The following is a 20,830-nucleotide window of genomic DNA, read 5'->3' on the forward strand; positions in this document are numbered from 1 at the left end:
TCTATGTCGAACACCCAGTCTTTCTTCTCGCAGTCCCTGGCCGAGCGCGACTCGCGGGTGCGCGGTGCACTCCTGAAGGAGCTTGAGCGGCAGCAATCGCAAGTCGAGCTGATCGCATCGGAAAACATCGTGTCGCGCGCGGTGCTCGAGGCGCAAGGCTCGGTGCTGACCAACAAGTACGCGGAGGGATACCCGGGCAAGCGCTACTACGGCGGCTGCGAGTTTGCGGATGAGGTCGAAGCGCTCGCCATCGACCGCGTGAAGCAGCTGTTCAACGCCGGCTTCGCCAACGTGCAGCCGCACTCCGGCGCGCAGGCCAATGGCTCGGTGATGCTCGCGCTGGCCAAGCCGGGCGACACCCTGCTGGGCATGTCGCTCGATGCCGGTGGCCACCTGACCCATGGCGCCAAGCCCGCCCTGTCGGGCAAGTGGTTCAACGCGGTGCAGTACGGCGTGAACCGCGACACCATGCTGATCGACTACGACGAGGTCGAAGCGCTCGCGCATGAGCACAAGCCGAGCCTGATCATTGCCGGCTTCTCCGCCTACCCGCGCAAGCTGGATTTCGCCCGCTTCCGCGCGATTGCCGACAGCGTCGGCGCCAGGCTGATGGTCGACATGGCGCACATCGCTGGCGTGATCGCCGCGGGCCGCCATCCGAATCCGGTCGAGCATGCGCACGTCGTCACGTCGACCACGCACAAGACCCTGCGCGGCCCGCGCGGCGGCTTCGTGCTGACCAACGACGAGGAGATCGCCAAGAAGATCAACTCGGCCGTGTTCCCGGGCCTGCAGGGCGGCCCGCTGATGCACGTGATCGCGGGCAAGGCGGTCGCGTTCGGCGAGGCGCTGCAGCCGGAATTCAAGCGCTACATCGACAACGTGCTGGCGAACGCGCAAGCACTCGGCGAAGTGCTGAAGGCGGGAGGCGTCGACCTGGTGACGGGCGGCACCGACAACCACCTGCTGCTGGTCGACCTGCGCCCCAAGGGGCTCAAGGGGACACAGGTCGAGCAGGCGCTCGAGCGCGCCGGCATCACCTGCAACAAGAACGGCATTCCTTTTGACACCGAGAAGCCGACGATCACATCGGGCATCCGCCTGGGCGCGCCGGCCGCCACCACGCGCGGCTTCGGCGTCGCGGAGTTCCGCGAGATCGGGCGGCTGATCCTGGAGGTGTTCGAGGCGCTGCGCGCGAACCCGCAAGGGGATCAGTCCACCGAGCAGCGGGTGCGGCGCGAGATCTTCGCGCTGTGCGAACGCTTCCCGATCTACTGAGCGCCGAAGTACAAAAAGCCAGACTGGAGCAATACCTATGAGCCCGCTGCACGAGGACAGCATCATCATCGACGGCCTGAACATCTCGAAGTTCGAGCGGTCGGTGTTCGAAGACATGCGCAAGGGTGGCGTCACCGCCGCGAACTGCACCGTCTCGGTCTGGGAGAATTTCACCAAGACCGTCGACAACATCGCACTGATGAAGAAGCAGATCCGCGACAACGGCGAACTGCTGACGCTGGTGCGCACCACCGACGACATCCTCAACGCGAAGCGAGAAGGCAAGACCGGCGTCATCCTCGGCTTCCAGAACGCGCATGCGTTCGAGGACAACCTTGGCTACATCGAAGCGTTCGCCGACATGGGCGTGCGTGTCGTGCAGCTCTGCTACAACACGCAGAACCTGGTGGGCACCGGCTGCTACGAGCGCGATGGCGGGCTGTCCGACTTCGGCCGCGAAGTGATCACCGAGATGAACCGCGTCGGGATCATGGTCGACCTGTCGCACGTCGGCGGCAAGACCTCCTCCGAAGCGATCGCCTTCTCGAAAAAGCCCGTCTGCTACTCGCACTGCCTGCCCTCGGGCCTGAAGGAGCATCCGCGCAACAAGAGCGACGTGCAGCTCAAGGAGATCGCCGATGCCGGCGGCTTCGTCGGCGTGACCATGTTCGCGCCGTTCCTGAAGCGCGGCATTGACGCGACCGTCGACGACTACATCGAAGCGATCGATTACGTCGTGAACCTGGTCGGAGAGGATGGGGTCGGCATCGGCACCGACTTCACGCAGGGCTACAGCACCGAGTTCTTCGACATGCTGACGCACGACAAGGGCCGCTATCGCCGGCTGACCAACTTCGGCAAGGTGATCAATCCGGAGGGCATCCGGACCATCGGCGAATTCCCGAACCTGACCGCGGCGATGGAGCGCGCGGGCTGGAAGACATCGCGCATCCGCAAGATCATGGGCGAGAACTGGGTGCGGGTCTTCAAGGAAGTCTGGGGCGGCTGAACCCGCGCGATACAAGCCGGTTCTCTTTCGTCTCTTCAAGCGATTCACTACCAACGGGACGTGCCCGCGCGCCGCGCGGGCACGCGGGCAATGCCGCGCCTGCGCGAAGACGCAAGCGGCGAATTTTTCCTCACGGAGCCACCACGATGCAACCGCAACTGCCGATCGATGTCAATCCCGACACCGGCGTCTGGACCACCGACGCGCTGCCGATGCTGTACGTCCCGCGCCATTTCTTCACCAACAACCACGTCGCCGTCGAGGAGACGCTCGGAGTCGATACGTACGCCGAGATCCTCTACAAGGCAGGCTACAAGTCCGCCTACCACTGGTGCGACAAGGAGGCACAGCTGCACGGCCTCACCGGCATGGCCGTGTACGAGCACTACCTGAAGCGGCTGTCGCAGCGCGGCTGGGGCCTCTTCTCCCTGCTCGAAGCCGATCCGGCCACGGCACATGCGCGCATCGCGTTGCACCACTCGTCGTTCGTGCTCGCGCAGCCGGGCAAGGAAGGCAAGCTCTGCTACATGTTCGCCGGCTGGTTCGCCGGTGCGATGGACTGGGTCAACGACACGGCGCCTGCCGGCACGGGCGGGCCACGCGCGCAATCGAAGGAAGTGCAGTGCGCGGCCGAGGGCCACGATCATTGCGTGTTCGAGGTGTCGGCGATCGCCCACTGAACCTCGCTAAGCCGACGCTAAGCCCCCGCCGAGCCAGATTTCATCCGCAACACTAAAGACATACGAACGCCAGAGGTCGTCTGCGATGCGCTATCCCCACCTGTTTAAACCCTTGCAGCTCAACCAGCTGACGCTGCGCAACCGGATCGTCAGCACTGCGCACGCCGAGGTGTATGCCGAGCCGGACGGCCTGCCGGGCGACCGCTACATCCGCTACTACGAAGAAAAAGCGAAGGGCGGTGTCGGCCTGGCGATCTGCGGCGGCTCCAGCCCGGTATCGATCGACAGCCCCCAGGGCTGGTGGAAGTCGGTGAACCTTGCCACGGACAGGATCGTCGAGCCGCTGTCGCGGCTGGCGGAGACGATGCACCGCCACGGCGCGAAGATCATGATCCAGGCCACCCATATGGGCCGCCGCTCGGCGTTCCACGGCGAGCACTGGCCGCACCTGATGTCGCCGTCCGGCGTGCGCGAGCCGGTGCACCGCGGCAATGCGAAGATCATCGAGGTCGAGGAGATCCGCCGCATCATCGCCGACTTCGCCGCCGCGGCAAAGCGCGTGAAGGACGCGGGCATGGACGGCATCGAGATCTCGGCCGCGCACCAGCACCTGATCGACCAGTTCTGGAGCCCGCGCACCAACTTCCGCACCGACGAGTGGGGCGGCAGCCTGCAGAACCGGCTGCGCTTCGGCGTCGAGGTGCTGCAGGCGGTGCGCGAGGCGGTCGGCAAGGATTTCTGCGTCGGCCTGCGCATGTGCGGCGACGAGTTCCACGAGGACGGCCTTGACCACCAGCAGCTCAAGGAGATTGCGCAGGCCATGTCCGAGTCGGGGCTGATCGACTACCTCGGCGTGATCGGATCGGGCGCGGATACGCACAATACGCTGGCCAACTGCATGCCGCCGATGGCGCTGCCGCCCGAGCCGTTCGTGCACCTGGCGGCGGGGATCAAGTCGGTGGTCAAGATCCCGGTGATGCATGCGCAGAGCATCCGCGACGCGGGCCAGGCCGAGCGCCTGCTCGCGAGCGGCATGGTCGACCTGGTCGGCATGACGCGCGCGCAGATGGCGGATCCCCACATGGTCATCAAGATCCGCGACGGCCGCGAGGACGAAATCAAGCAATGCGTGGGCGCGAACTACTGTATCGACCGCCAGTACAACGGCCTGGACGTGCTGTGCGTGCAGAATGCGGCCACCTCGCGCGAGGCGACGATGCCGCACGTGATCGAGAAATCGCGCGGGCCCAAACGCAAGGTTGTCGTGGTCGGCGCAGGCCCGGCCGGCCTGGAGGCGGCACGCGTCGCACGCTCGCGCGGCCATGACGTGGTGCTGTTCGAGAAGAATACCGAGGTAGGCGGCCAGATCATGCTCGCCTCGAAGGCACCGCAGCGCGAGCAGATGGCCGGCATCGTGCGCTGGTTCGACATGGAGACCAAGCGCCTGGGCGTCGACCGGCGCCTGGGCGTCGAAGCCGACGCCAGGACCATCATGGCCGAGCAGCCGGACATCATCGTACTGGCGACGGGCGGCCGTGCCTTCTCCGACCAGGTGCCGGCGTGGGGCGTCGCCGAAGGCCTCGCGGTCAGCTCGTGGGATGTATTGTCCGGCCGGGTCGAGGCGAAGCAGAACGTGCTGGTCTACGACGGCGTCAGCACGCACGCCGGCGCGGGCGTCGCCGACTACCTGGCAAGCCGCGGCGCCAAGGTCGAGATCGTCACGCCGGACGTGAAGGTCGCCGACGACTGTGGCGGCACGACGTTCCCGATCTTCTATCGCCGCCTGTACGCGCAGGGCGTGATCCATACCCCGAACTACTGGCTCGACCGCGTCTACGAGGAAGACGGCAAGACGATCGCGGTGCTGCGCAACGAGTACACGGAAGAACTCGAGGAACGCGCCGTGGACCAGGTCGTGATCGAGAATGGCTCGACGCCGAACGACGCGCTCTACTGGAAGCTCAAGCCGGAATCGGTCAACCGCGGCCAGGTCGACGTGCACAAGTTGTTTGCGTCGGAGCCCCAGCCATGCCTGTTGGAGACGCTCGGCAACGGCCGCTTCCTGCTGTTCCGCGTTGGCGACTGCATCTCGATGCATAACATCCACGGCGCGATCTATGACGCGCTGCGGCTCGTGAAGGACTTCTGACCATGAATCCGTCCTTGCTGATTACTGTCCTGCTCTGGCTGTCGGTGGCCGGCCTTGCCTTCGCGGTGCTGCGGCGTGCGTCGTACTGGCGGCTCGGACGGGCGGCCACGCCCGGCTCGTTCGGCATTGCCAACCTGTTTGCGATCCCGAAGCGCTATTTCGTCGACCTGCACCACGTGGTCGCGCGCGATCCGTACATCGCGAAGACGCACGTGGCCACCGCGGGCGGCGCGATCGCCGCGCTGGCGCTCGTGTTCGTCAACTACGGTCTCGCGATCTACTCGCCCTGGCTCGACAAGCTCATCCTTGTCGCGGCGCTTGCGATGCTGGTCGGCGCGGTGTTCGTCTGGCGCCGCCGCAAGGCGAAGGATGTGCCGGCGCGCCTGTCGAAGGGGCCGTGGAATACGCTGCCCTGGCTGCTCGGCTCGTTCGCGCTCGGCCTCGCACTGTACACGCTGGTGCCGGCCGGTGTCATGTCGGGGGCGTTCGCCGTGCTGTGCGCGGTGCTGATCGGCGTCGGCGCGTTCGCGATGACGGTCGGCGCGGCCACGGGCGGACCGATGAAGCATGCGATGGCGGGCCTGCTGCACCTTGCCTTCCACCCGCGCCAGGAGCGGTTCGCCGCGACGCCCGAGTCGTATACCGGGAGCGGCACGGCCACGCCGCCGACCGCCCTGAAGATGCCCGACCTTGAGCACAAGGAATACGGTGTCGCGAAGCCGGTCGAGTTCCGCTGGAACCAGTTGCTGAGCTTCGACGCCTGCGTGCAGTGCGGCAAGTGCGAGGCGGCGTGTCCGGCGTTCGCCGCCGGCCAGCCGCTCAACCCGAAGAAGCTGATCCAGGACCTGGTGGTCGGCATGGCAGGGGGGACCGATGCCGCCTATGCGGGCAGTCCGACCCCCGGGATTCCGGTCGGCAGGCATCGCGGCGAGCCCAACGGGTCGATCGTGTCGGGCCTGATCGAGGCGCAGACGCTGTGGTCGTGCACCACCTGCCGCGCCTGCGTACAGGAATGCCCGATGCTGATCGAGCACGTCGATGCCATCGTCGACATGCGCCGCAACCAGACTCTCGTGCATGGAACGGTGCCGGGCAAAGGGGCCGAAGTGCTCGCAAACCTGCGCGAGACCGGCACCATGGGCGGCTACGACAACGCCGCGCGCTACGACTGGTCGGTCGATCTGAACGCGCCGGTCGCGCGGCCGGGCAAGGCGGTCGACGTGCTGATCGTGGCCGGCGAAGGCGGCTTCGACATGCGCTACCAGCGCACGCTGCGCGCCCTGGTCAAGGTGCTGAACAAGGCCGGCGTCGATTATGCGGTGCTCGGCGAGGTGGAAACCGACACCGGCGATGTCGCGCGCCGCCTTGGCGACGAGGCCACTTTCCAGCAACTGGCCAAACACCTGATCGGCACCCTCGGCGCGCTGTCGTTCAAGCAGATCGTGACCGCCGATCCGCACGTGATGCACAGCCTGCGCAACGAATACCGCGCGCTGGGCCTGCGTGTCACGGTGAAGCACCACACCACGTATCTCGCCGAACTGGCGTCGAGCGGGCTGATCGCGCCCAAGGCCGTGGAAGCGCTGCGCGAAAAGCGCACCACCTACCACGACCCGTGCTACCTCGGCCGCTACAACGGCGAAACCGAGGCGCCGCGCAAGCTGCTGAAGACCATTGGCATCCAGGTGGTCGAGATGGAGCGCCACGGCATGCAGGGCCGCTGCTGCGGAGGCGGCGGTGGCGCGCCGCTGACCGACATCCCGGGCAAACAGCGCATCCCGGACATCCGCATCGCCGATGCGCGCGCGGTGGGTGCGGAAGTGGTCGCGGTCGGATGCCCGAACTGCACCGCGATGCTCGAGGGCGTCGTCGGCCCGCGCCCGGAGGTGCTCGACGTGGCCGAACTGGTTGCCGCTTCGCTGGAGTGAATTGATGGACACGATCAAACGAATCGATCCGCGCCGGCCGTTCATCATCACGGCGGCGGGCCTCATGCGGATTACGCTCGGCGAAGCCGGCAGCGCCGACGCAGGCACGGCGCCCTGGCCCGCGCACGGACATGCCGCGGCGGTAAAGCCGCGCCGGATGGTAAGCGATCCGCGCCATGTGCTGCTGGTTGCCGCGCACAGCGAGCGCGGCGCGCTCGACGAGCATGCGCGCCAGGCGGTCGCCGCCGCGGCGCTGCTGGCGGATGCGCAGACCGAAGTCGCGCTGCTGGTGTTCGGCGAGATGAAGGACGATGCGGCGGAACTCGGTGCCGACAAGCTGATCGCTCTGCCGGAGTTCGACCGCCGCACCTTCGCGCCGGAGGCGGAGCTGCGCGCGTTGCAGGCGTGCGCCACGGCGCTGTCGGCCCGCCATGTCTTCATTCCCGACAACGCGTCCGGCGACGGCGATCTCGGCCGCCGGTATGCGGCTGTGGCGGCCGAGGCCGGTGCAAGCGTCGCGACGCACGTGGTCGAAATCGATGCGCGCCACGTCGGCACGTATGCGCACGCCAGGCGCGCGTTCGCGACCCGTGCGCTGCCCGATGTGATCCTGCTGGCGGCGGGCGCGGTCGATGCCAGGCTGCCGTTCACCGGCGCGGGCGAGCGTCTGTCGCCCGATTTTCTTTGCGCGAAGGGGCGCAGCACGCACCCGTACCGCGATCTTGGCATCGAGGAGATCGATGCCGCGCGGGTCGCGCTCGAGGAAGCGGACTTTATCGTGGCAGCCGGCAACGGCGTGACCGACATCGGCGCGTTCGAACGGCTTGCGGGCGCTTTCGGCGCGGCGGTCGCCGCCAGCCGGGTGGCGGTGGACAACGGGCATTTCACGCGCGACAAGCAGGTCGGTGCCACCGGCAAGACGGTGGAGGCGAGCGTCTACATCGCGTTCGGCATCTCGGGCGCGGTGCAGCACCTGCAAGGCATCAAGGACTGCCGTCACGTGATCGCCGTCAACGTGGACGGCAGTGCGCCGATCGCCAAGCGCGCCAACCTGACCATTGTCGGCGACGCGCAGGCGACGATCGCCGCGCTGATGGAGTCGGTGCAGGCCGCCCGCCCCGCGCGTGGCCAGCCCGAGGAAGCACGTTCCAGGGAACTCGCAGGAGTCGCAGCATGAACGCCCCCCGACAAGTGAAACGCATCGCGGTGCTGGTCTCCATTGGCCGCCATCCGGTCAGCGGCGCACCGCGCTACAGCCGCAACGACGCCGCTGCGCTGGAACTGGGCCGCGGCCTGGCGGAAAGGCATGGCGCCGAACTGGCCGTGCTGCACGCGGGCGATGCCACGGATCCGGCACTTGCCGACTACCTGGCACTCGGTGCGAGCGACGTCCAGGTGCTGGCGTGCGCGGCCGGTGAAGATGCGGCGCGGGTGCTCGCCGCGCATGCGAAGCACTGCGACCTCGTGCTGACCGGCACCCGCGCGGAGGGTGCCTACGACACCGGGATGCTGCCGTACCGGCTTGCCGCGGTACTTGGCCGCCCGCTCGTGGGCGCTGCCGTCGACGTCGATATCGAGGGCGGCCGCGTCGCCGTGCGGCAGTTCCTGCCCAAGGGGCTGCGCCGGCGCGTCGATTCGGCGCTGCCCGCGGTGGTGGCGGTGCACCCGCTCGCGAACGCGCAGCCGCGCTACGCCTACGCGCGCCTGCGCGGCGGTGCGATCCGCACGGTGCCGGCAACGCGATGCGACGACAACGATGCCGCGGCATGGGTGCTCGGCGCCGTCGAGCGCAAGCCGGTCAGGCTGGCGGCTGCCGAAAAGCGGTCCGGCCATGCCCGGATGCTGTCGGCAACGACGACCGAAAGCCGCGGCGGAAACGTCGTAAACGGTGGGACTTCGGTCGAAAAAGCACAAATCATCCTCGCGTATTTGCGCGAGCATCAACTCATCGACTACTGACGTTGCCGGTCTGTCGGCAAATAACCAGGAATGCAGGGAATCCGGAGCAAACGATGAAAGTATCGGCAGACATTCGCGCACTGGTGGAACGGCGCAAGGCGGGCCACAGCCTCGAGGCGCCTTTCTACCTGAGCGATGAGGTTTTCGCGCTCGACATGGTGGCAATCTTCCGCCAGCACTGGATACACGTGGCGGTCGAGCCCGACGTGCCAGAGCCGGGTGACTACGTGACCGTCCAGCTTGGCCAGGATTCGATCCTGATCGTGCGCGACGACGACATGCAGGTCCGCGCTTACCACAACGTGTGCCGCCATCGCGGCGCGCGGCTGTGCAACGAAGACAAGGGTACGGTAGGCAACATCGTCTGCCCGTACCACAGCTGGACCTACAACCTGAGCGGCGAACTGATGTTCGCCGAGCACATGGGCGAGAAATTCGACCGCTGCAAGCACAGCCTGAAGTCCGTCCACGTGGAAAACCTTGCGGGGCTGATCTTTGTGTGCCTGGCCGCGGAGCCGCCGGACTTCGCGGCGATGCGCGCCGCCATGGAGCCGTACCTGCTGCCGCACGACCTGCCGAACACGAAGATCGCGGCGCAGGTCGACATCATCGAGCAGGGCAACTGGAAGCTCACGATGGAGAACAACCGCGAGTGCTACCACTGCGTGGCGAACCATCCGGAGCTGACCATCTCGCTGTACGAGTACGGCTTCGGCTACCAGCGCTCCCCCGCCAACGCGGAGGGCATGGAAGCGTTCGAGCGCACCTGCGAGACGCGTGCGGCGCAATGGGAAGCGATGAAGCTGCCATCGGCCGAAATTGAGCGGCTGCTGGAGACCACCGGCTTCCGCACGCAGCGCCTGCCGCTCGACCGCAGCGGCGAATCGCAGACGCTGGACGCGAAGGTGGCATCGAAGAAGTTGCTTGGGAACTTCGAGCAGGCAGACCTCGGCGGGCTTTCCTTCTGGACCCAGCCCAACTCGTGGCATCACTTCATGAGCGACCACATCGTCACGTTCTCGGTAATCCCATTGTCGGCCGGCGAGACGCTCGTGCGCACCAAATGGCTGGTCCACAAGGATGCGCGCGAGGGCGTCGACTACGACGTGAAGAACCTGACCGCGGTCTGGAATGCGACCAATGACCAGGATCGCGCGCTGGTCGAGTACTCGCAGCGGGGCGCGGCGAGCAGCGCGTATGAGCCCGGCCCTTACTCGCCGTTCACCGAAGGCCTGGTCGAGAAGTTCTCGGCCTGGTATGTCCGCCGGCTCGCCGAGCAGATCGGCGCGTAGACGCAAGGAGCGGAGGTCGACATGATGCGCGATGCGGTGCATTTCGAATCAGCGGACAGCCGGGTGACGCGCCCGGCGTTCTGGAACGCGCTTCCCGAGCGTTGGACGAGCGATGTCGAGGAGACGCTCGTGTGCTGCCACGTTCGCCAGGAAACGCACGATGTAAAGAGCTTCTTTTTTCGTTCACCTCAGGGGCGCGCCTTTGTGTTCGAACCGGGACAGTTCATCACGCTGGAACTCGACATCGATGGCGAGACGATCAATCGCTGCTACACGATCTCGTCTTCGCCCGGGCGGCCGCACACGGTCTCGATCACGGTCAAGCGGGTGCCGGGTGGCAAGGTGTCGAACTGGTTGCACGACACCGTGACGCCCGGCACGCCGATCCGCATGCTCGGGCCGGGCGGCGAGTTTACGTGTGCGCGGCATCCGGCGCCCAAGTACCTGTTCCTGTCCGCGGGCTCGGGCATCACGCCGCTGATGTCGATGAGCCGCGCGCACCACGATCTTGCCGAGGACCGCGACATCGTGTTCCTGCACAGCGCGCGCACGCCGGACGACATCATCTTTGCCCGCGAACTCGACCTGATCGCGGCGAACCAGTCGAACTTCCGCACCGCGTTCGTCTGCGAGCGGGTCGGCGCGCGGACCAACTGGCCGGGCGTCACCGGCTTCCTGTCTCTGCCGCTGCTGAAGCTGGTCGCACCGGATTTCATGGAGCGCGAGATCTTCACCTGCGGCCCGGCCCCTTACATGAAGGCGGTGCGCGAGCTGCTCGACGAAGCCGGCTTCGATCGCAGGCGCTACCACGAGGAGAGCTTCTCCTTCGAGACCTTGACTGCGGAGCCCGCCCCCGGCGAAGCCGTCGAGACGGTCGAGGGCCGCGCATCGGCGGCCAACGGCCATGCGGACACGGCGCGGTTCAACATCAGCTTCGCCAAGAGCGCCCGGGACATTGCCTGCGGCGCGGGGCAGAACGTGCTGGACGCGGCGCGGCAGTCGGGCGTGCGGTTGCCTGCGTCCTGCACGCAAGGCATGTGCGGAACCTGCAAGGTCAAGCTGGTCAGCGGGCAGGTCGACATGAAGCACAACGGTGGCATCCGCCAGCGCGAGATCGACCAGGGCATGGTGCTGCTGTGCTGCAGCAAGCCGCTGTCAGACCTCGTGATCGACAAGTGAGGTCTGACGCGCACGGCGGCCGACGCTTTGTATTCGGAAGGTAAGCAGAAGGTGAGCGCCTCGGCGCCGATTAAAGGAGGGTAGACATGAAACTTCTCGGAAAACTATTCTGCACTGGCGCTGCATCGGTCATGCTGACATGGAGCGCGCTCGCGCTTGGGGACACCAGGCCAACGTTGAAGATCGGCTACGTCGAGGGTTGGGACGACAGCGTCGCCACCACCAACGTGGCCGCCCGCATCATCGAGAAGAAGCTGGGGTATCCGGTGCAGCTCGTGCCGGTGGCGGCGGGTGTGATGTGGCAGGGCGTCGCGCGCGGCGACCTTGACGCGACGCTGTCCGCCTGGCTGCCGGTTACGCAGGGCGCCTATTGGGAGCAGTTCAAGACCAAGGTGGTCAATCTGGGGCCCAACTTCACCGAGGCGAGGATCGGACTGATCGTCCCGGCGTCGGTCAGCGTAAAGAGCATCGATGAACTGAATGCGCAGAAGGCGTCGTTCGAAGGCCGCATCGTCGGCATCGATGCCGGCGCCGGCGTGATGCGCAAGGCGTCCGAGGCGATCAAGAGCTATGGCCTCGGCTATTCGCTGATGCCCAGCTCCGGCAGCGCGATGACGGTCGAGCTGGCACGCTCGATGAACGCGAACAAGCCGGTGGTCGTCACCGGCTGGGCGCCCCATTGGATGTTCGCCAAGTGGAAGCTGCGCTTCCTCGACGACCCGAAGAAGGTGTTCGGCGAGGCCGAGCACGTCGATAACATCGTGAATCCGGGCCTCGAGGCCAAGGCGAAGCCGGTCGTGGCCTTCCTGAGGAAGTTCCAGTGGAAGGCGGGCGAGATCGATAGCGTGATGCTGGCGATCCAGAATGGAACGAAGCCGGATGCCGCCGCCGACGCGTGGATCGCCGCGCATGGTGATCGCGTCAGTGCGTGGCTGGAAAGCACGCAGGGTGCCGCGCAGTAAATTCACGCAGTAGTTCCATCCACCTGCGCTACACGCAATAAAACGCCGGCCACGATCGCATCGCGATCGTGGCCGGCGTCGTTGCGCTTACTGGAACACGACTGTGCGGTCTCCGTTCAGGAACACCCGCCGCTCGATGAACGCCTTCACCGCGCGCGCCAGCGTGATGCATTCCACGTCACGCCCGACCGCAAGCAGCTGGTCAGGCCGGTACGAATGATCGACGCGCTCGACGGCCTGCTCGATGATCGGACCTTCGTCGAGATCGTCGGTGACGAAATGCGCGGTCGCGCCGATAAGCTTGACGCCGCGCGTGTGCGCCTGGTGATAGGGCTTCGCGCCCTTGAACCCGGGCAGGAACGAATGGTGGATGTTGATCGCGCGGTTGGCGAGCCTGGCGCTGGTCGCGGCCGAGAGCACCTGCATGTAGCGCGCCAGGATCACCAGCTCCGCGCCGCTCGACTCGAACAGATCCAGCCAGCGCGCTTCCTGCTCGGCCTTGGTCTCTGGCGTAATCGGGAAGTGCCGGAACGGCAGGTCATGCTGGCGCGCGAGCGGCTCGAGGTCGGGATGGTTCGAGGCGATCCCGACAATGTCCATCTTCAGCTCGCCCATGCGCCAGCGGAACAACAGGTCCGCCAGGCAATGCTCGAGCCTGGACACCATGATCAGCACCTTGGGGCGGGCGTGCGCGTCGTGAACCGACCACTGCATGCCGTAGCGTTGCGCAATTGGCGTGAATTCCTCACGCAGCCGGCCGACATCCAGCCCTTGTGCGTCCGTCGGGTGGAACCCGCAGCGCAGGAAGAAGCGGTTGCTCAGGTCGTCGTCGAAGACGGTCAGTGCATCGATATAGCAGCGATGGCGCTCGAGCAGGCCGACGGTGGCGGCCACCTGCCCGGGGGCGCTCGGGCACGACAGCGTCAGGATGTGCTGCTGTGAAGGAGACAGCGCGTTCATGCGATTCCTCTGTGGTTGACTGGCCGCGGACGCATCGTGCGCGCACATGCCATGCGGCAAGTAGATCAGGCCGCGCGGCCAGCGGATAGAACCGATGCGCCGCGGGGCTGGTATCGACCCGCCACGCCGGACGGCGCCCCGTACGCGCCCATTCCGGATCGTATGCGTCGTTTGTGGACAGTCGCCGTCAAAATCGCCATCCCCGTTTGCCGGTGTCGCATTTCTGCAAGCACTTGTCGGAATTCGTCGGCAGGCAAGGGCGTTTCTTGGCAACTATGTAGGGAATCGCACAACGCAGGTTGCGAAGCGACGGAAAGGTTTGCTCAGGCATTCCAGGGAGAGAGGTAGAAACGCGCCGCCAGCGCTTCCCGGACGAGTGGAAATGGCGTTGGCATGCCACATGACGTAAGAGTCCCCACAGGACCAGGAGAAGTTTCGATGGATAGTCCCAAGGTCGTGGTCGAAGGTCTGTGCAAGGTATTTGGCAGCAACCCTAAACAGGCGCTCGACATGCTCGCCGCCGGTTCGACGAAGGATGAAGTGTTCCGGCGCACCGGCCATGTGGTCGGCGTGCACAACGTGTCGTTCGACGTGAAGGAAGGCGAAATCTTCGTGCTGATGGGCCTGTCGGGCTCCGGAAAGTCAACGTTGATCCGCCTGGTCAACCGGCTGGTTGAACCGACCGCCGGCAAGGTGCTGATCGGCGGCCGAGACGTGGCCGCCGTCAGCCGCGGCGAGCTGATCGCTCTGCGCCGCAAGGACATGAGCATGGTGTTCCAGTCCTTCGCGCTGATGCCGCAGCGCACGGTGCTGTCGAATGCCGCGTTCGGCCTGGAGGTGGCAGGCATCGGCAAGAAGGAGCGCGAGCGCCGCGCCATGGACGTGCTGGAGCAGGTCGGACTGGCGACGTTCGCGCAGAAGCTGCCGCGCGAGCTGTCGGGCGGCATGCAGCAGCGTGTGGGCCTGGCGCGCGCGCTGGCGGTCAATCCGTCGCTGATGATCATGGACGAGGCGTTCTCCGCGCTCGACCCGCTCAAGCGCAAGGAGATGCAGAACGTGCTGCTGCAGCTTCAGAAGGAGAGCCGGCGGACGATCATGTTCGTGTCGCACGACCTGGAGGAGGCACTGCGCATCGGCAGCCGGATCGCGATCATGGAGGGCGGCCGGCTGGTCCAGGTCGGCACGCCGCAGGAGATCATTGCCAACCCGGCCGACAACTACGTCCGCACGTTCTTCGACGGCATCGATACCAGCCGCTACCTGACGGCTGGCGATTTGATGCAGACCAACGCCGTGCCGACGCTGTCCAGACTCGACGCGGCGAACATCGCCGCGACCCTGAACGGCAGCGAAGACTATGCCTTCGTGCTCGATGCGCAGCGCAAGCTTCGTGGCTTCGTCACACGCGACGCCTCCCAGAGCGTGCGTCCCGTGGAGAGCATCCGGCGCAACGCTTCGCTCGACCATGTCGTCGAGCGCGTGGTCGCGAACCCGAATGCGCTGCCGGTCGTCGACGACGACGGCTGCTATTGCGGCTCGGTCAGCCGCGCCGTCATCCTGAAAGCAATCACGCGCTCGCGAGGCAACCATGTCTGAACTCCTTCCGCTCGGCCGCTGGGTCGACCAGTCCGTCCATTACCTCCTCGATCACGACGCGGCCACGTTCGATGCCATCGGCCGCGCCATCGGGGGGCTCGCTGAACTGATCGAGCGCAGCCTGCAGGCCGTGCCGATGTGGCTGATGGTGGCGATCTTCATCGGCATCGGGCTGTGGCGCGTCGGCTGGCGCTTTGCGCTGTTCACGGGCGCGTCGCTGTTCGTGATCTTCGCGACCGGCTTCTGGGACCAGACCATCATCACGCTGGGCCTCACGTTGTCGTCGACCATCATCAGCCTGCTGCTCGGCGTTCCGCTCGGCATCTGGGCGGCCAGGAGCAGGGTGGTCGCGGCCACCGTGCGTCCGGTCCTAGACCTGATGCAGACCATGCCTGCGTTCGTCTACCTGATTCCCGCCGCGATGCTGTTCGGGCTCGGCCGCGTGCCGGGCATCCTGGCTACGGTCATCTTCGCCATGCCGCCGGCGGTGCGCCTGACGAGCCTCGGCATCCGCCAGGTGAACATGGAAATCGTCGAAGCCGGCCATGCTTTCGGCTGCACGCCGTGGCAACTGCTGTACAAGGTGCAGTTCCCGAACGCGCTGCCGTCGATCATGCAGGGGGTGAACCAGACCATCATGATGGCGCTGTCGATGGTCATCATCGCTTCGATGGTGGGCGCGGGTGGCCTGGGCAACGAGGTGCTGGCGAGCATCCAGCGGCTCGACATCGGCCTGGGCTTTGAAAGCGGCCTGTCGGTGGTGCTGCTGGCAATCATCCTCGACCGCATCACGGAGAGTTTCGGGCGTGTGCCGGGTACAGCGAAGGCGCCGCTTTTCTCGGGGATCAGGCAACTGTTCTGCGCCAAGGCCAGCACGGCGCAAGCCTGAGGCCAGGTCATCCGTTCGCCAGGAGAGCGACGTGAGATCCGCCGACGCCGTGCCAACCGAGAGCCATCCAGCGTCGATGTCGGCCCTCGCGCATTTCGGCTTCCTGACATTGCCCGAGTTCTCGATGATCGCATTCTCGAGCGCGGTCGAAGTGCTGCGCATGGCGAATTACGTCGGGCGTGCCGACCATTACACATGGTCGATCTATACGCCCGACGGCGCGCCGGTGCAGGCGAGCAACGGCATCGTGGTCCGTCCGACGCGTGCGCTGGATCGCTGCGCGCTGCCGGATGTGTTGATTGTCTGTGGCGGCATCCGGATCCGCGAGGCCGTCGACGACGGCACGCGGACCATGCTTGCGCAGCTCGCCGGGCAGGACATGCCGCTAGGCGGTATCTGTACGGGCGCCTATGCGCTGATGTCGAGCACGCTGCTGGACGGATACCGCTGCGCGGTGCATTGGGAGAACCGGTCCGCCCTGCACGAAGAATTTCCGTTGGTGAAGTTCGCTGACGAACTGTTCGTCATCGACCGCGACCGGCTCACCTGCACGGGCGGCACCGCACCGATCGACATGATGCTGAACCTGGTTGGCTTGCGCTTCGGCCAGCAACTTGCGGCGCAGGTTTCCGAACAGTTCATACTCGAGCGGATTCGTAGCGCCAGCGATGCGCAGCCGATCCCTGTCTATGCGCGGGTTGGCCTCTCGCGGGCAGAGTTGATCGAGGTCGTCCGGTTGATGGAGGCGAATATCGAGGAACCGCTGTCGCTCGATGAACTGGCGCGGCTCGTGCGGCTGTCGCAGCGGCATCTGCAACGGATGTTCAAGTTCTACCTGAACGTGTCGCCGACCCACTACTACCTGACACTGCGCCTGAAGCGCGCGCGCGAGATGCTGCGTACGACCAATGCGTCGATTGCGCGTGTCACGGCGGTCTGCGGCTTCCATTCGCCGTGCCATTTCAGCAAGGCGTATCGCGCGCAATTCGGCCATGCACCCAGCCACGAACGCCGGCCACCGGGATAATCCTGCGCAGCGCACAACGCAACCTACCAGAGGCAGAAGCCATGAATACCCATCGTGGGGCGGGTGCCGCCCGGAATTTCGTGCGCAAGCGCACGAGCCTGTTACCGACTACGACATTCCCATGATTCCCATGAGCCAGAACACCTCGCACCTTTTGCGCACGCCGCTGTACGAATGCCACCGTTCCAGCCGCGCGCGCATGGCTAATGTTAGCGGCTGGGAAATGCCGGTTGCCTTTGGCTCCCAGATCCAGGAGCACCACACCGTGCGGCAGGACGCCGCCATGTTTGACTTTTCGCACGCGTGCGTGGTCGACTTGCATGGCGCGGATGTTCGCGCGTTTCTTGGCAAGCTTCTCGCCAATGACGTCGCCAGGCTGAAGTCGGCAGGCAAAGCAATGTATTCGTGCATGCTTGACGGAGACGGAGGGGTGATCGATGACCTCGTTGTCTACTTTCTGGCCGACGATCACTTCCGCATCGTCCTGAGCGCGCACACGGCAAGCGGCAACCTTGAATGGATCCGCTCGCAAATTGCGGGGACGGACAGCCTGGTTACCGTGGTGGCACGGCGCCAGGATCTTGTCGCGGAAGGTGTAGAGCCATTGGCAACGATTGCCGTCCATGGTCCCAATGCTCGGGAGACGGTATTCCGGGCGATACCGTCCACCCAGGTTGCCGCGCAGGTAAAGCCGTTCAATTCGATCATCGTGCATGACGCTGTCGTAGGCGAGCTGATGCTGGCAAGGACAGGGAAGACCAGCGAGGATGGCTTCGAGCTGATCATGCTGGCAAAGCATGCCGTGCAAGTGTGGGACATGCTGCGGTCGGCGGGCATCGTCCCGGCGGGTTTGGACGCCTGGGAGACGCTTCGGCTTGAGGCTGGCATGCAACTGGTCGGGCGAGACATGGACCCAAGGTGCTCACCCTTCGATGTCGGCCTGGGATGGAGTGTCGATCTTGACTCGGAGCGGGAGTTTGTTGGCAAGGCAGCGCTGCGCACACGTCGTCAGACCCGGCAGTTCGTCGGGCTGGCATTTGAACAAAGCGCTGCGGTCGCCCGCACGGCTAGCCCGGTGATGAACCTCCAGGGCGAGGTCATCGGAACGGTCACCAGCGGAACGTATAGTCCGACACTTCAGATCGCCATCGCCCTGGCACTGATCGACCCGGACATCCCGTTCGGCGCGTATGTGGATGTCGAGGTGTATCGCCATCGCATTGCTGCGAAGGTGGTGCGGCCGCCATTTGTACGGGACGGGCGCTCTACGCCACGGCTCGGCTGGCAGCGGGTGTAGTCAGCAAGGATAAGGAGGCGTTCAACCATGTGTGCGGCACTATTCAAGCAGGGCATGCGACGACTCGCCGCTTCCGTGACGGTCATCACCGCCCGCGACGAGGGCGAAGTCGTCGGGCTGACGGCGACAGCGGTATGCTCGCTTTGCGCGGAACCACCCTCGCTGCTGTGCTGCCTCAACCGGAGCAGCAGGACAGCCCAGGCGATCGCGAAGTCGCGCCAGTTCGCGGTCAATATACTTTCGCCGAACGACATCGAGGTGGCTGGAAAATTTGCCACCAGTGCGGCCCCGGCGGAGAAGTTCGCCGTCGGCGAGTGGAATGTGAGGCCGGGCGCTGCGCCATGGCTGTCCTCCGCCACGGCTGTTTTCGAGTGCAGCGTGTCCGAGGTCATCGAATCCGGCACTCACCTCGTCTTGATTGGCGACGTTACCGATGTTCGCCTGGACGCCGGGGATTCAGCTTCGCTGCTGTATGCGCGTGGGGAGTATGGCCGGTTCATCAATGCCGCCATGACGGCGGCGGCCTGATGTCAGGGTGCGGCGTCCGGCGAGTTGCCTTCGGCGCGCCCCTGGCCCCGGTTCGCACAATTCCCGCAATGCTTCCCGCACAGCGGGGGCTTCCCAGGCCAGTAATTCTCGCTGCGGTGGCAAGCAATTAGTTGGGTGGCGCCTCCAACTGCGATGCCTTCCAAGCTGCGAGCTCCGAGGGTCGCAAGCCGTATCGGGCCAGTACGCCCTCGTGCAGGCGCCGGAGTTCTTCTACAATCAGCCCTTGCACGTTGTCACGATCAGCCTCTTGCACTCTTGCCATGACGGCCTGCCGAATCACGGATAGCGCATCATGATCGGGTTGCAGCACGACGTCACGGATCGTTTGTTTGATCACATCACGCCAAGCAAGGCGTAGCGGATCGGGTTCCGCCAGATCCTGTTTGATGGCCAGGTACTCTTGCGTTGAGCGCTCGTAAGCCCAAACGTAGAGATCGCGCAGCAATTCGACGCGGGTCATTTCATACATGCCGAGGATGGCGCGACTATAAGCTTGCTCCGGTACATCCAGGAATGTGAGCGGACAAAGGTTTTCGCGGAACAGCGGCAGATTGGCGACCAGGCGGGAGGTTCGTTTGTTCATGTCCGCGAATGGCTGCAGATATGGTAGGTGCACCAGCACGAAGAATGACTGTTCGAAGGGATCGGCAATCTGATTCACTTTCCCGAGCAGGACATCTAGTGCTTCCTCAATTTGCTGTGCTGCTGACAGGGGGCGATAAACACTTCTGCCAATGTCTACGGCGTGCTGTCGAATACGGCCTTCATCCGCAGGGTTGGGCAACAGGTTTTCCGACAAGGCGCTATGCAGGTTCATCAAGGTATAGCGGTCGAAACCCACCGGACCGATGTTCTCCACCAGCAGTTCGATGGCAGTCTTGTGGTTGAGAATCATCTGTGTTTCGATGGCCGCCTTGCCTTGCGCCGCCTTCCCGTGCTCGATCAGCTCCAGGGTGTCGAGGCGGGAATAGGTGTTGCCCTCCAAATGACTCGATGCCCATGACAGGTCGATCAGTAGCCGGTTCAGGATGGCCCTGCTGTAGGTTCCAGCGGGCGCATCAGCCTGCGCCGTCTTGCCCATCTTGTGTAACTGACGCCGAAGCGATTCCGACAGGTACCGTGTGACATTGGGCTGATAGGCGTCAAGGAAGTCGCGTTGGTACCCCACAGGCTTGCGCGCCTCCGGAGGCTGATCGATATACGCCACGATGTCGCGGCTATCGACGGAAAGCGGGATGTAACCCGGGAAGCGGTCTTCCTCCGGGGAGGCAGCGGCAAACTCGGTCGCTTTCGCAGCGAAATAACGACGGGCGCGACCTTCGCCGATCGCCATGATCTGTCGACCATCGATCCATTGGCTGATCCAGCGTTGTGCTGTCCGCCGTGCAACGTCGGGATGCTGTGCCAGCAACTCGGTAAGCATTAGTCCCGCGGAGGCTTTCCGGATACTCTCTAGCATGGCGTGGGCAGGGGGCATGTCGGACGTGGCGCAGTTCGCTTAAGGGTGGCGCAATTGTGGCGCAGTTCTTTAAACTGCGCCGTCCATTGAAGCAGATTTGGCGCGGTAGAGGGTAATAAGTGACATAATAGGCGCAAAATCGTGCCGCGGAGAAGGTCCAGTATGTGTGGCCCTGAGGACATGGCTCTTGGCACGATCCCAGCCTCTGCTGGACGGACGCCCCTTTGCCCAAACAGGCCGCGGATCATAGGGTCGAGCGGCTGCATGGCACTGGTGCCATGGCGGAGGAGTAGACGACGTGATCAGGGCTGTGCGCGCAGTTCGGGGATGCTTTTCACATGCCACGCTCGTGCCTTACGTCTTCCTGAACCAGCTGGCGACTTTCAGTTCCGGGGACTTCTCTGTCATCGGTGTCCTCCTGAAATAGGTGAACACCATCATCCCGATTCAGCGCCTCGTTTGATAGACGCTGATAAATGGCTGCATACGATGAAATACGCAGTTGCGCGACTTGGCTAAAGCCTACGGCTTCACGCCGTAAAAGCCGCCTGCCCAAAGTCGGAGAGAACAGAGGTAGAAATGGGCAGGCGGGACGAAAGAAGTGCTGGTGATGCACG

16 protein-coding genes and 1 pseudogene are annotated in these 20,830 nt (G+C 64.9%); 15 read left to right on the plus strand and 2 right to left on the minus strand.

The annotated features are described in order from the left end of the window. Nucleotides 1–3 precede the first annotated feature (3 nt). The 10 genes from ACIP1U_RS16325 (at nt 4) to ACIP1U_RS16370 (ending at nt 12,436) form a co-directional block, all read left to right on the plus strand. A complete protein-coding gene (locus ACIP1U_RS16325) occupies nt 4–1,278 on the plus strand; it encodes a serine hydroxymethyltransferase (protein ID WP_400316668.1) in 1,275 nt (424 codons plus the stop codon). Between the two features lie 37 nt (nt 1,279–1,315). Continuing rightward, nucleotides 1,316–2,287 carry a dipeptidase gene (locus ACIP1U_RS16330; RefSeq protein ID WP_400316670.1) on the plus strand — a complete coding sequence of 324 codons (972 nt, stop codon included), beginning with the start codon at nt 1,316–1,318 and terminating at the stop codon, nt 2,285–2,287. A gap of 146 nt (nt 2,288–2,433) precedes the next feature. Further along, nucleotides 2,434–2,967, plus strand: a complete 534-nt coding sequence (locus ACIP1U_RS16335; protein ID WP_400316672.1) for a DUF5943 domain-containing protein — start codon at nt 2,434–2,436, stop codon at nt 2,965–2,967. Between the two features lie 85 nt (nt 2,968–3,052). Next, complete coding sequence (locus ACIP1U_RS16340; protein WP_400316674.1) at nt 3,053–5,116, plus strand: FAD-dependent oxidoreductase; 2,064 nt, start codon at nt 3,053–3,055, stop codon at nt 5,114–5,116. A gap of 2 nt (nt 5,117–5,118) precedes the next feature. Next, nucleotides 5,119–7,044, plus strand: coding sequence for a (Fe-S)-binding protein (locus ACIP1U_RS16345; protein WP_400316676.1), 1,926 nt, complete (start codon nt 5,119–5,121; stop codon nt 7,042–7,044). A gap of 4 nt (nt 7,045–7,048) precedes the next feature. Beyond that, nucleotides 7,049–8,221 (plus strand): FAD-binding protein, encoded by a 1,173-nt coding sequence (locus tag ACIP1U_RS16350; RefSeq protein ID WP_400316678.1) that lies wholly within the window; start codon nt 7,049–7,051, stop codon nt 8,219–8,221. Continuing rightward, nucleotides 8,218–9,003, plus strand: coding sequence for an electron transfer flavoprotein subunit beta/FixA family protein (locus ACIP1U_RS16355; RefSeq protein ID WP_400316680.1), 786 nt, complete (start codon nt 8,218–8,220; stop codon nt 9,001–9,003). Before ACIP1U_RS16350 ends, ACIP1U_RS16355 begins: the two co-directional genes overlap by 4 nt. A gap of 53 nt (nt 9,004–9,056) precedes the next feature. Next, complete coding sequence (locus ACIP1U_RS16360) at nt 9,057–10,295, plus strand: SRPBCC family protein (RefSeq protein WP_400316682.1); 1,239 nt, start codon at nt 9,057–9,059, stop codon at nt 10,293–10,295. 21 nt (nt 10,296–10,316) lie between these two features. After that, nucleotides 10,317–11,474 carry a 2Fe-2S iron-sulfur cluster-binding protein gene (locus ACIP1U_RS16365; RefSeq protein ID WP_400316684.1) on the plus strand — a complete coding sequence of 386 codons (1,158 nt, stop codon included), beginning with the start codon at nt 10,317–10,319 and terminating at the stop codon, nt 11,472–11,474. 86 nt (nt 11,475–11,560) lie between these two features. Beyond that, nucleotides 11,561–12,436 (plus strand): glycine betaine ABC transporter substrate-binding protein, encoded by an 876-nt coding sequence (locus ACIP1U_RS16370; protein ID WP_400316686.1) that lies wholly within the window; start codon nt 11,561–11,563, stop codon nt 12,434–12,436. A gap of 87 nt (nt 12,437–12,523) precedes the next feature. Here the strand turns inward: ACIP1U_RS16370 and purU are convergent, their stop codons facing one another. Continuing rightward, the gene (purU, locus tag ACIP1U_RS16375) at nt 12,524–13,396 is read right to left on the minus strand and encodes a formyltetrahydrofolate deformylase (RefSeq protein ID WP_400316687.1); all 873 of its coding nucleotides are present in this window, start codon (nt 13,394–13,396) and stop codon (nt 12,524–12,526) included. Between the two features lie 426 nt (nt 13,397–13,822). Here purU and ACIP1U_RS16380 point away from each other — a divergent pair. The 5 genes and pseudogenes from ACIP1U_RS16380 to ACIP1U_RS16400 form a co-directional block, all read left to right on the plus strand. Further along, nucleotides 13,823–14,992 (plus strand): annotated as a pseudogene (locus ACIP1U_RS16380) (glycine betaine/L-proline ABC transporter ATP-binding protein); the annotation flags it as partial. Continuing rightward, nucleotides 14,985–15,881: a choline ABC transporter permease subunit gene (gene choW / locus ACIP1U_RS16385; RefSeq protein WP_400316688.1), complete on the plus strand. Its 897-nt coding sequence runs from the start codon at nt 14,985–14,987 to the stop codon at nt 15,879–15,881. The pseudogene ACIP1U_RS16380 and the gene choW, both read left to right, overlap by 8 nt. A gap of 31 nt (nt 15,882–15,912) precedes the next feature. Beyond that, entirely contained in the window at nt 15,913–16,908 is a 996-nt protein-coding gene (locus tag ACIP1U_RS16390) for a GlxA family transcriptional regulator (protein ID WP_400316689.1), read from the plus strand. A gap of 130 nt (nt 16,909–17,038) precedes the next feature. Further along, complete coding sequence (gcvT, locus tag ACIP1U_RS16395; RefSeq protein WP_400316690.1) at nt 17,039–18,205, plus strand: glycine cleavage system aminomethyltransferase GcvT; 1,167 nt, start codon at nt 17,039–17,041, stop codon at nt 18,203–18,205. 54 nt (nt 18,206–18,259) lie between these two features. Then, entirely contained in the window at nt 18,260–18,733 is a 474-nt protein-coding gene (locus ACIP1U_RS16400) for a flavin reductase family protein (RefSeq protein WP_400316692.1), read from the plus strand. A gap of 127 nt (nt 18,734–18,860) precedes the next feature. Here ACIP1U_RS16400 and ACIP1U_RS16405 read toward each other — a convergent pair whose 3' ends face one another. After that, nucleotides 18,861–20,177, minus strand: a complete 1,317-nt coding sequence (locus tag ACIP1U_RS16405; RefSeq protein ID WP_400316694.1) for a Fic family protein — start codon at nt 20,175–20,177, stop codon at nt 18,861–18,863. Nucleotides 20,178–20,830: the final 653 nt, after the last annotated feature.

Source organism: Cupriavidus sp. NPDC089707 (genome assembly GCF_044748965.1).
GTDB lineage: Bacteria > Pseudomonadota > Gammaproteobacteria > Burkholderiales > Burkholderiaceae > Cupriavidus.

Coding starts and splice junctions, on each gene's coding strand:
- ACIP1U_RS16325 (WP_400316668.1), top strand. CDS start 4: ATGTCGAACACCCAGTCTTTCTTCTCGCAGTCCCTGGCCGAGCGCGAC.
- ACIP1U_RS16330 (WP_400316670.1), top strand. CDS start 1,316: ATGAGCCCGCTGCACGAGGACAGCATCATCATCGACGGCCTGAACATC.
- ACIP1U_RS16335 (WP_400316672.1), top strand. CDS start 2,434: ATGCAACCGCAACTGCCGATCGATGTCAATCCCGACACCGGCGTCTGG.
- ACIP1U_RS16340 (WP_400316674.1), top strand. CDS start 3,053: ATGCGCTATCCCCACCTGTTTAAACCCTTGCAGCTCAACCAGCTGACG.
- ACIP1U_RS16345 (WP_400316676.1), top strand. CDS start 5,119: ATGAATCCGTCCTTGCTGATTACTGTCCTGCTCTGGCTGTCGGTGGCC.
- ACIP1U_RS16350 (WP_400316678.1), top strand. CDS start 7,049: ATGGACACGATCAAACGAATCGATCCGCGCCGGCCGTTCATCATCACG.
- ACIP1U_RS16355 (WP_400316680.1), top strand. CDS start 8,218: ATGAACGCCCCCCGACAAGTGAAACGCATCGCGGTGCTGGTCTCCATT.
- ACIP1U_RS16360 (WP_400316682.1), top strand. CDS start 9,057: ATGAAAGTATCGGCAGACATTCGCGCACTGGTGGAACGGCGCAAGGCG.
- ACIP1U_RS16365 (WP_400316684.1), top strand. CDS start 10,317: ATGATGCGCGATGCGGTGCATTTCGAATCAGCGGACAGCCGGGTGACG.
- ACIP1U_RS16370 (WP_400316686.1), top strand. CDS start 11,561: ATGAAACTTCTCGGAAAACTATTCTGCACTGGCGCTGCATCGGTCATG.
- purU (WP_400316687.1), bottom strand. CDS start 13,396: ATGAACGCGCTGTCTCCTTCACAGCAGCACATCCTGACGCTGTCGTGC.
- choW (WP_400316688.1), top strand. CDS start 14,985: ATGTCTGAACTCCTTCCGCTCGGCCGCTGGGTCGACCAGTCCGTCCAT.
- gcvT (WP_400316690.1), top strand. CDS start 17,039: ATGAGCCAGAACACCTCGCACCTTTTGCGCACGCCGCTGTACGAATGC.
- ACIP1U_RS16400 (WP_400316692.1), top strand. CDS start 18,260: ATGCGACGACTCGCCGCTTCCGTGACGGTCATCACCGCCCGCGACGAG.
- ACIP1U_RS16405 (WP_400316694.1), bottom strand. CDS start 20,177: ATGCTTACCGAGTTGCTGGCACAGCATCCCGACGTTGCACGGCGGACA.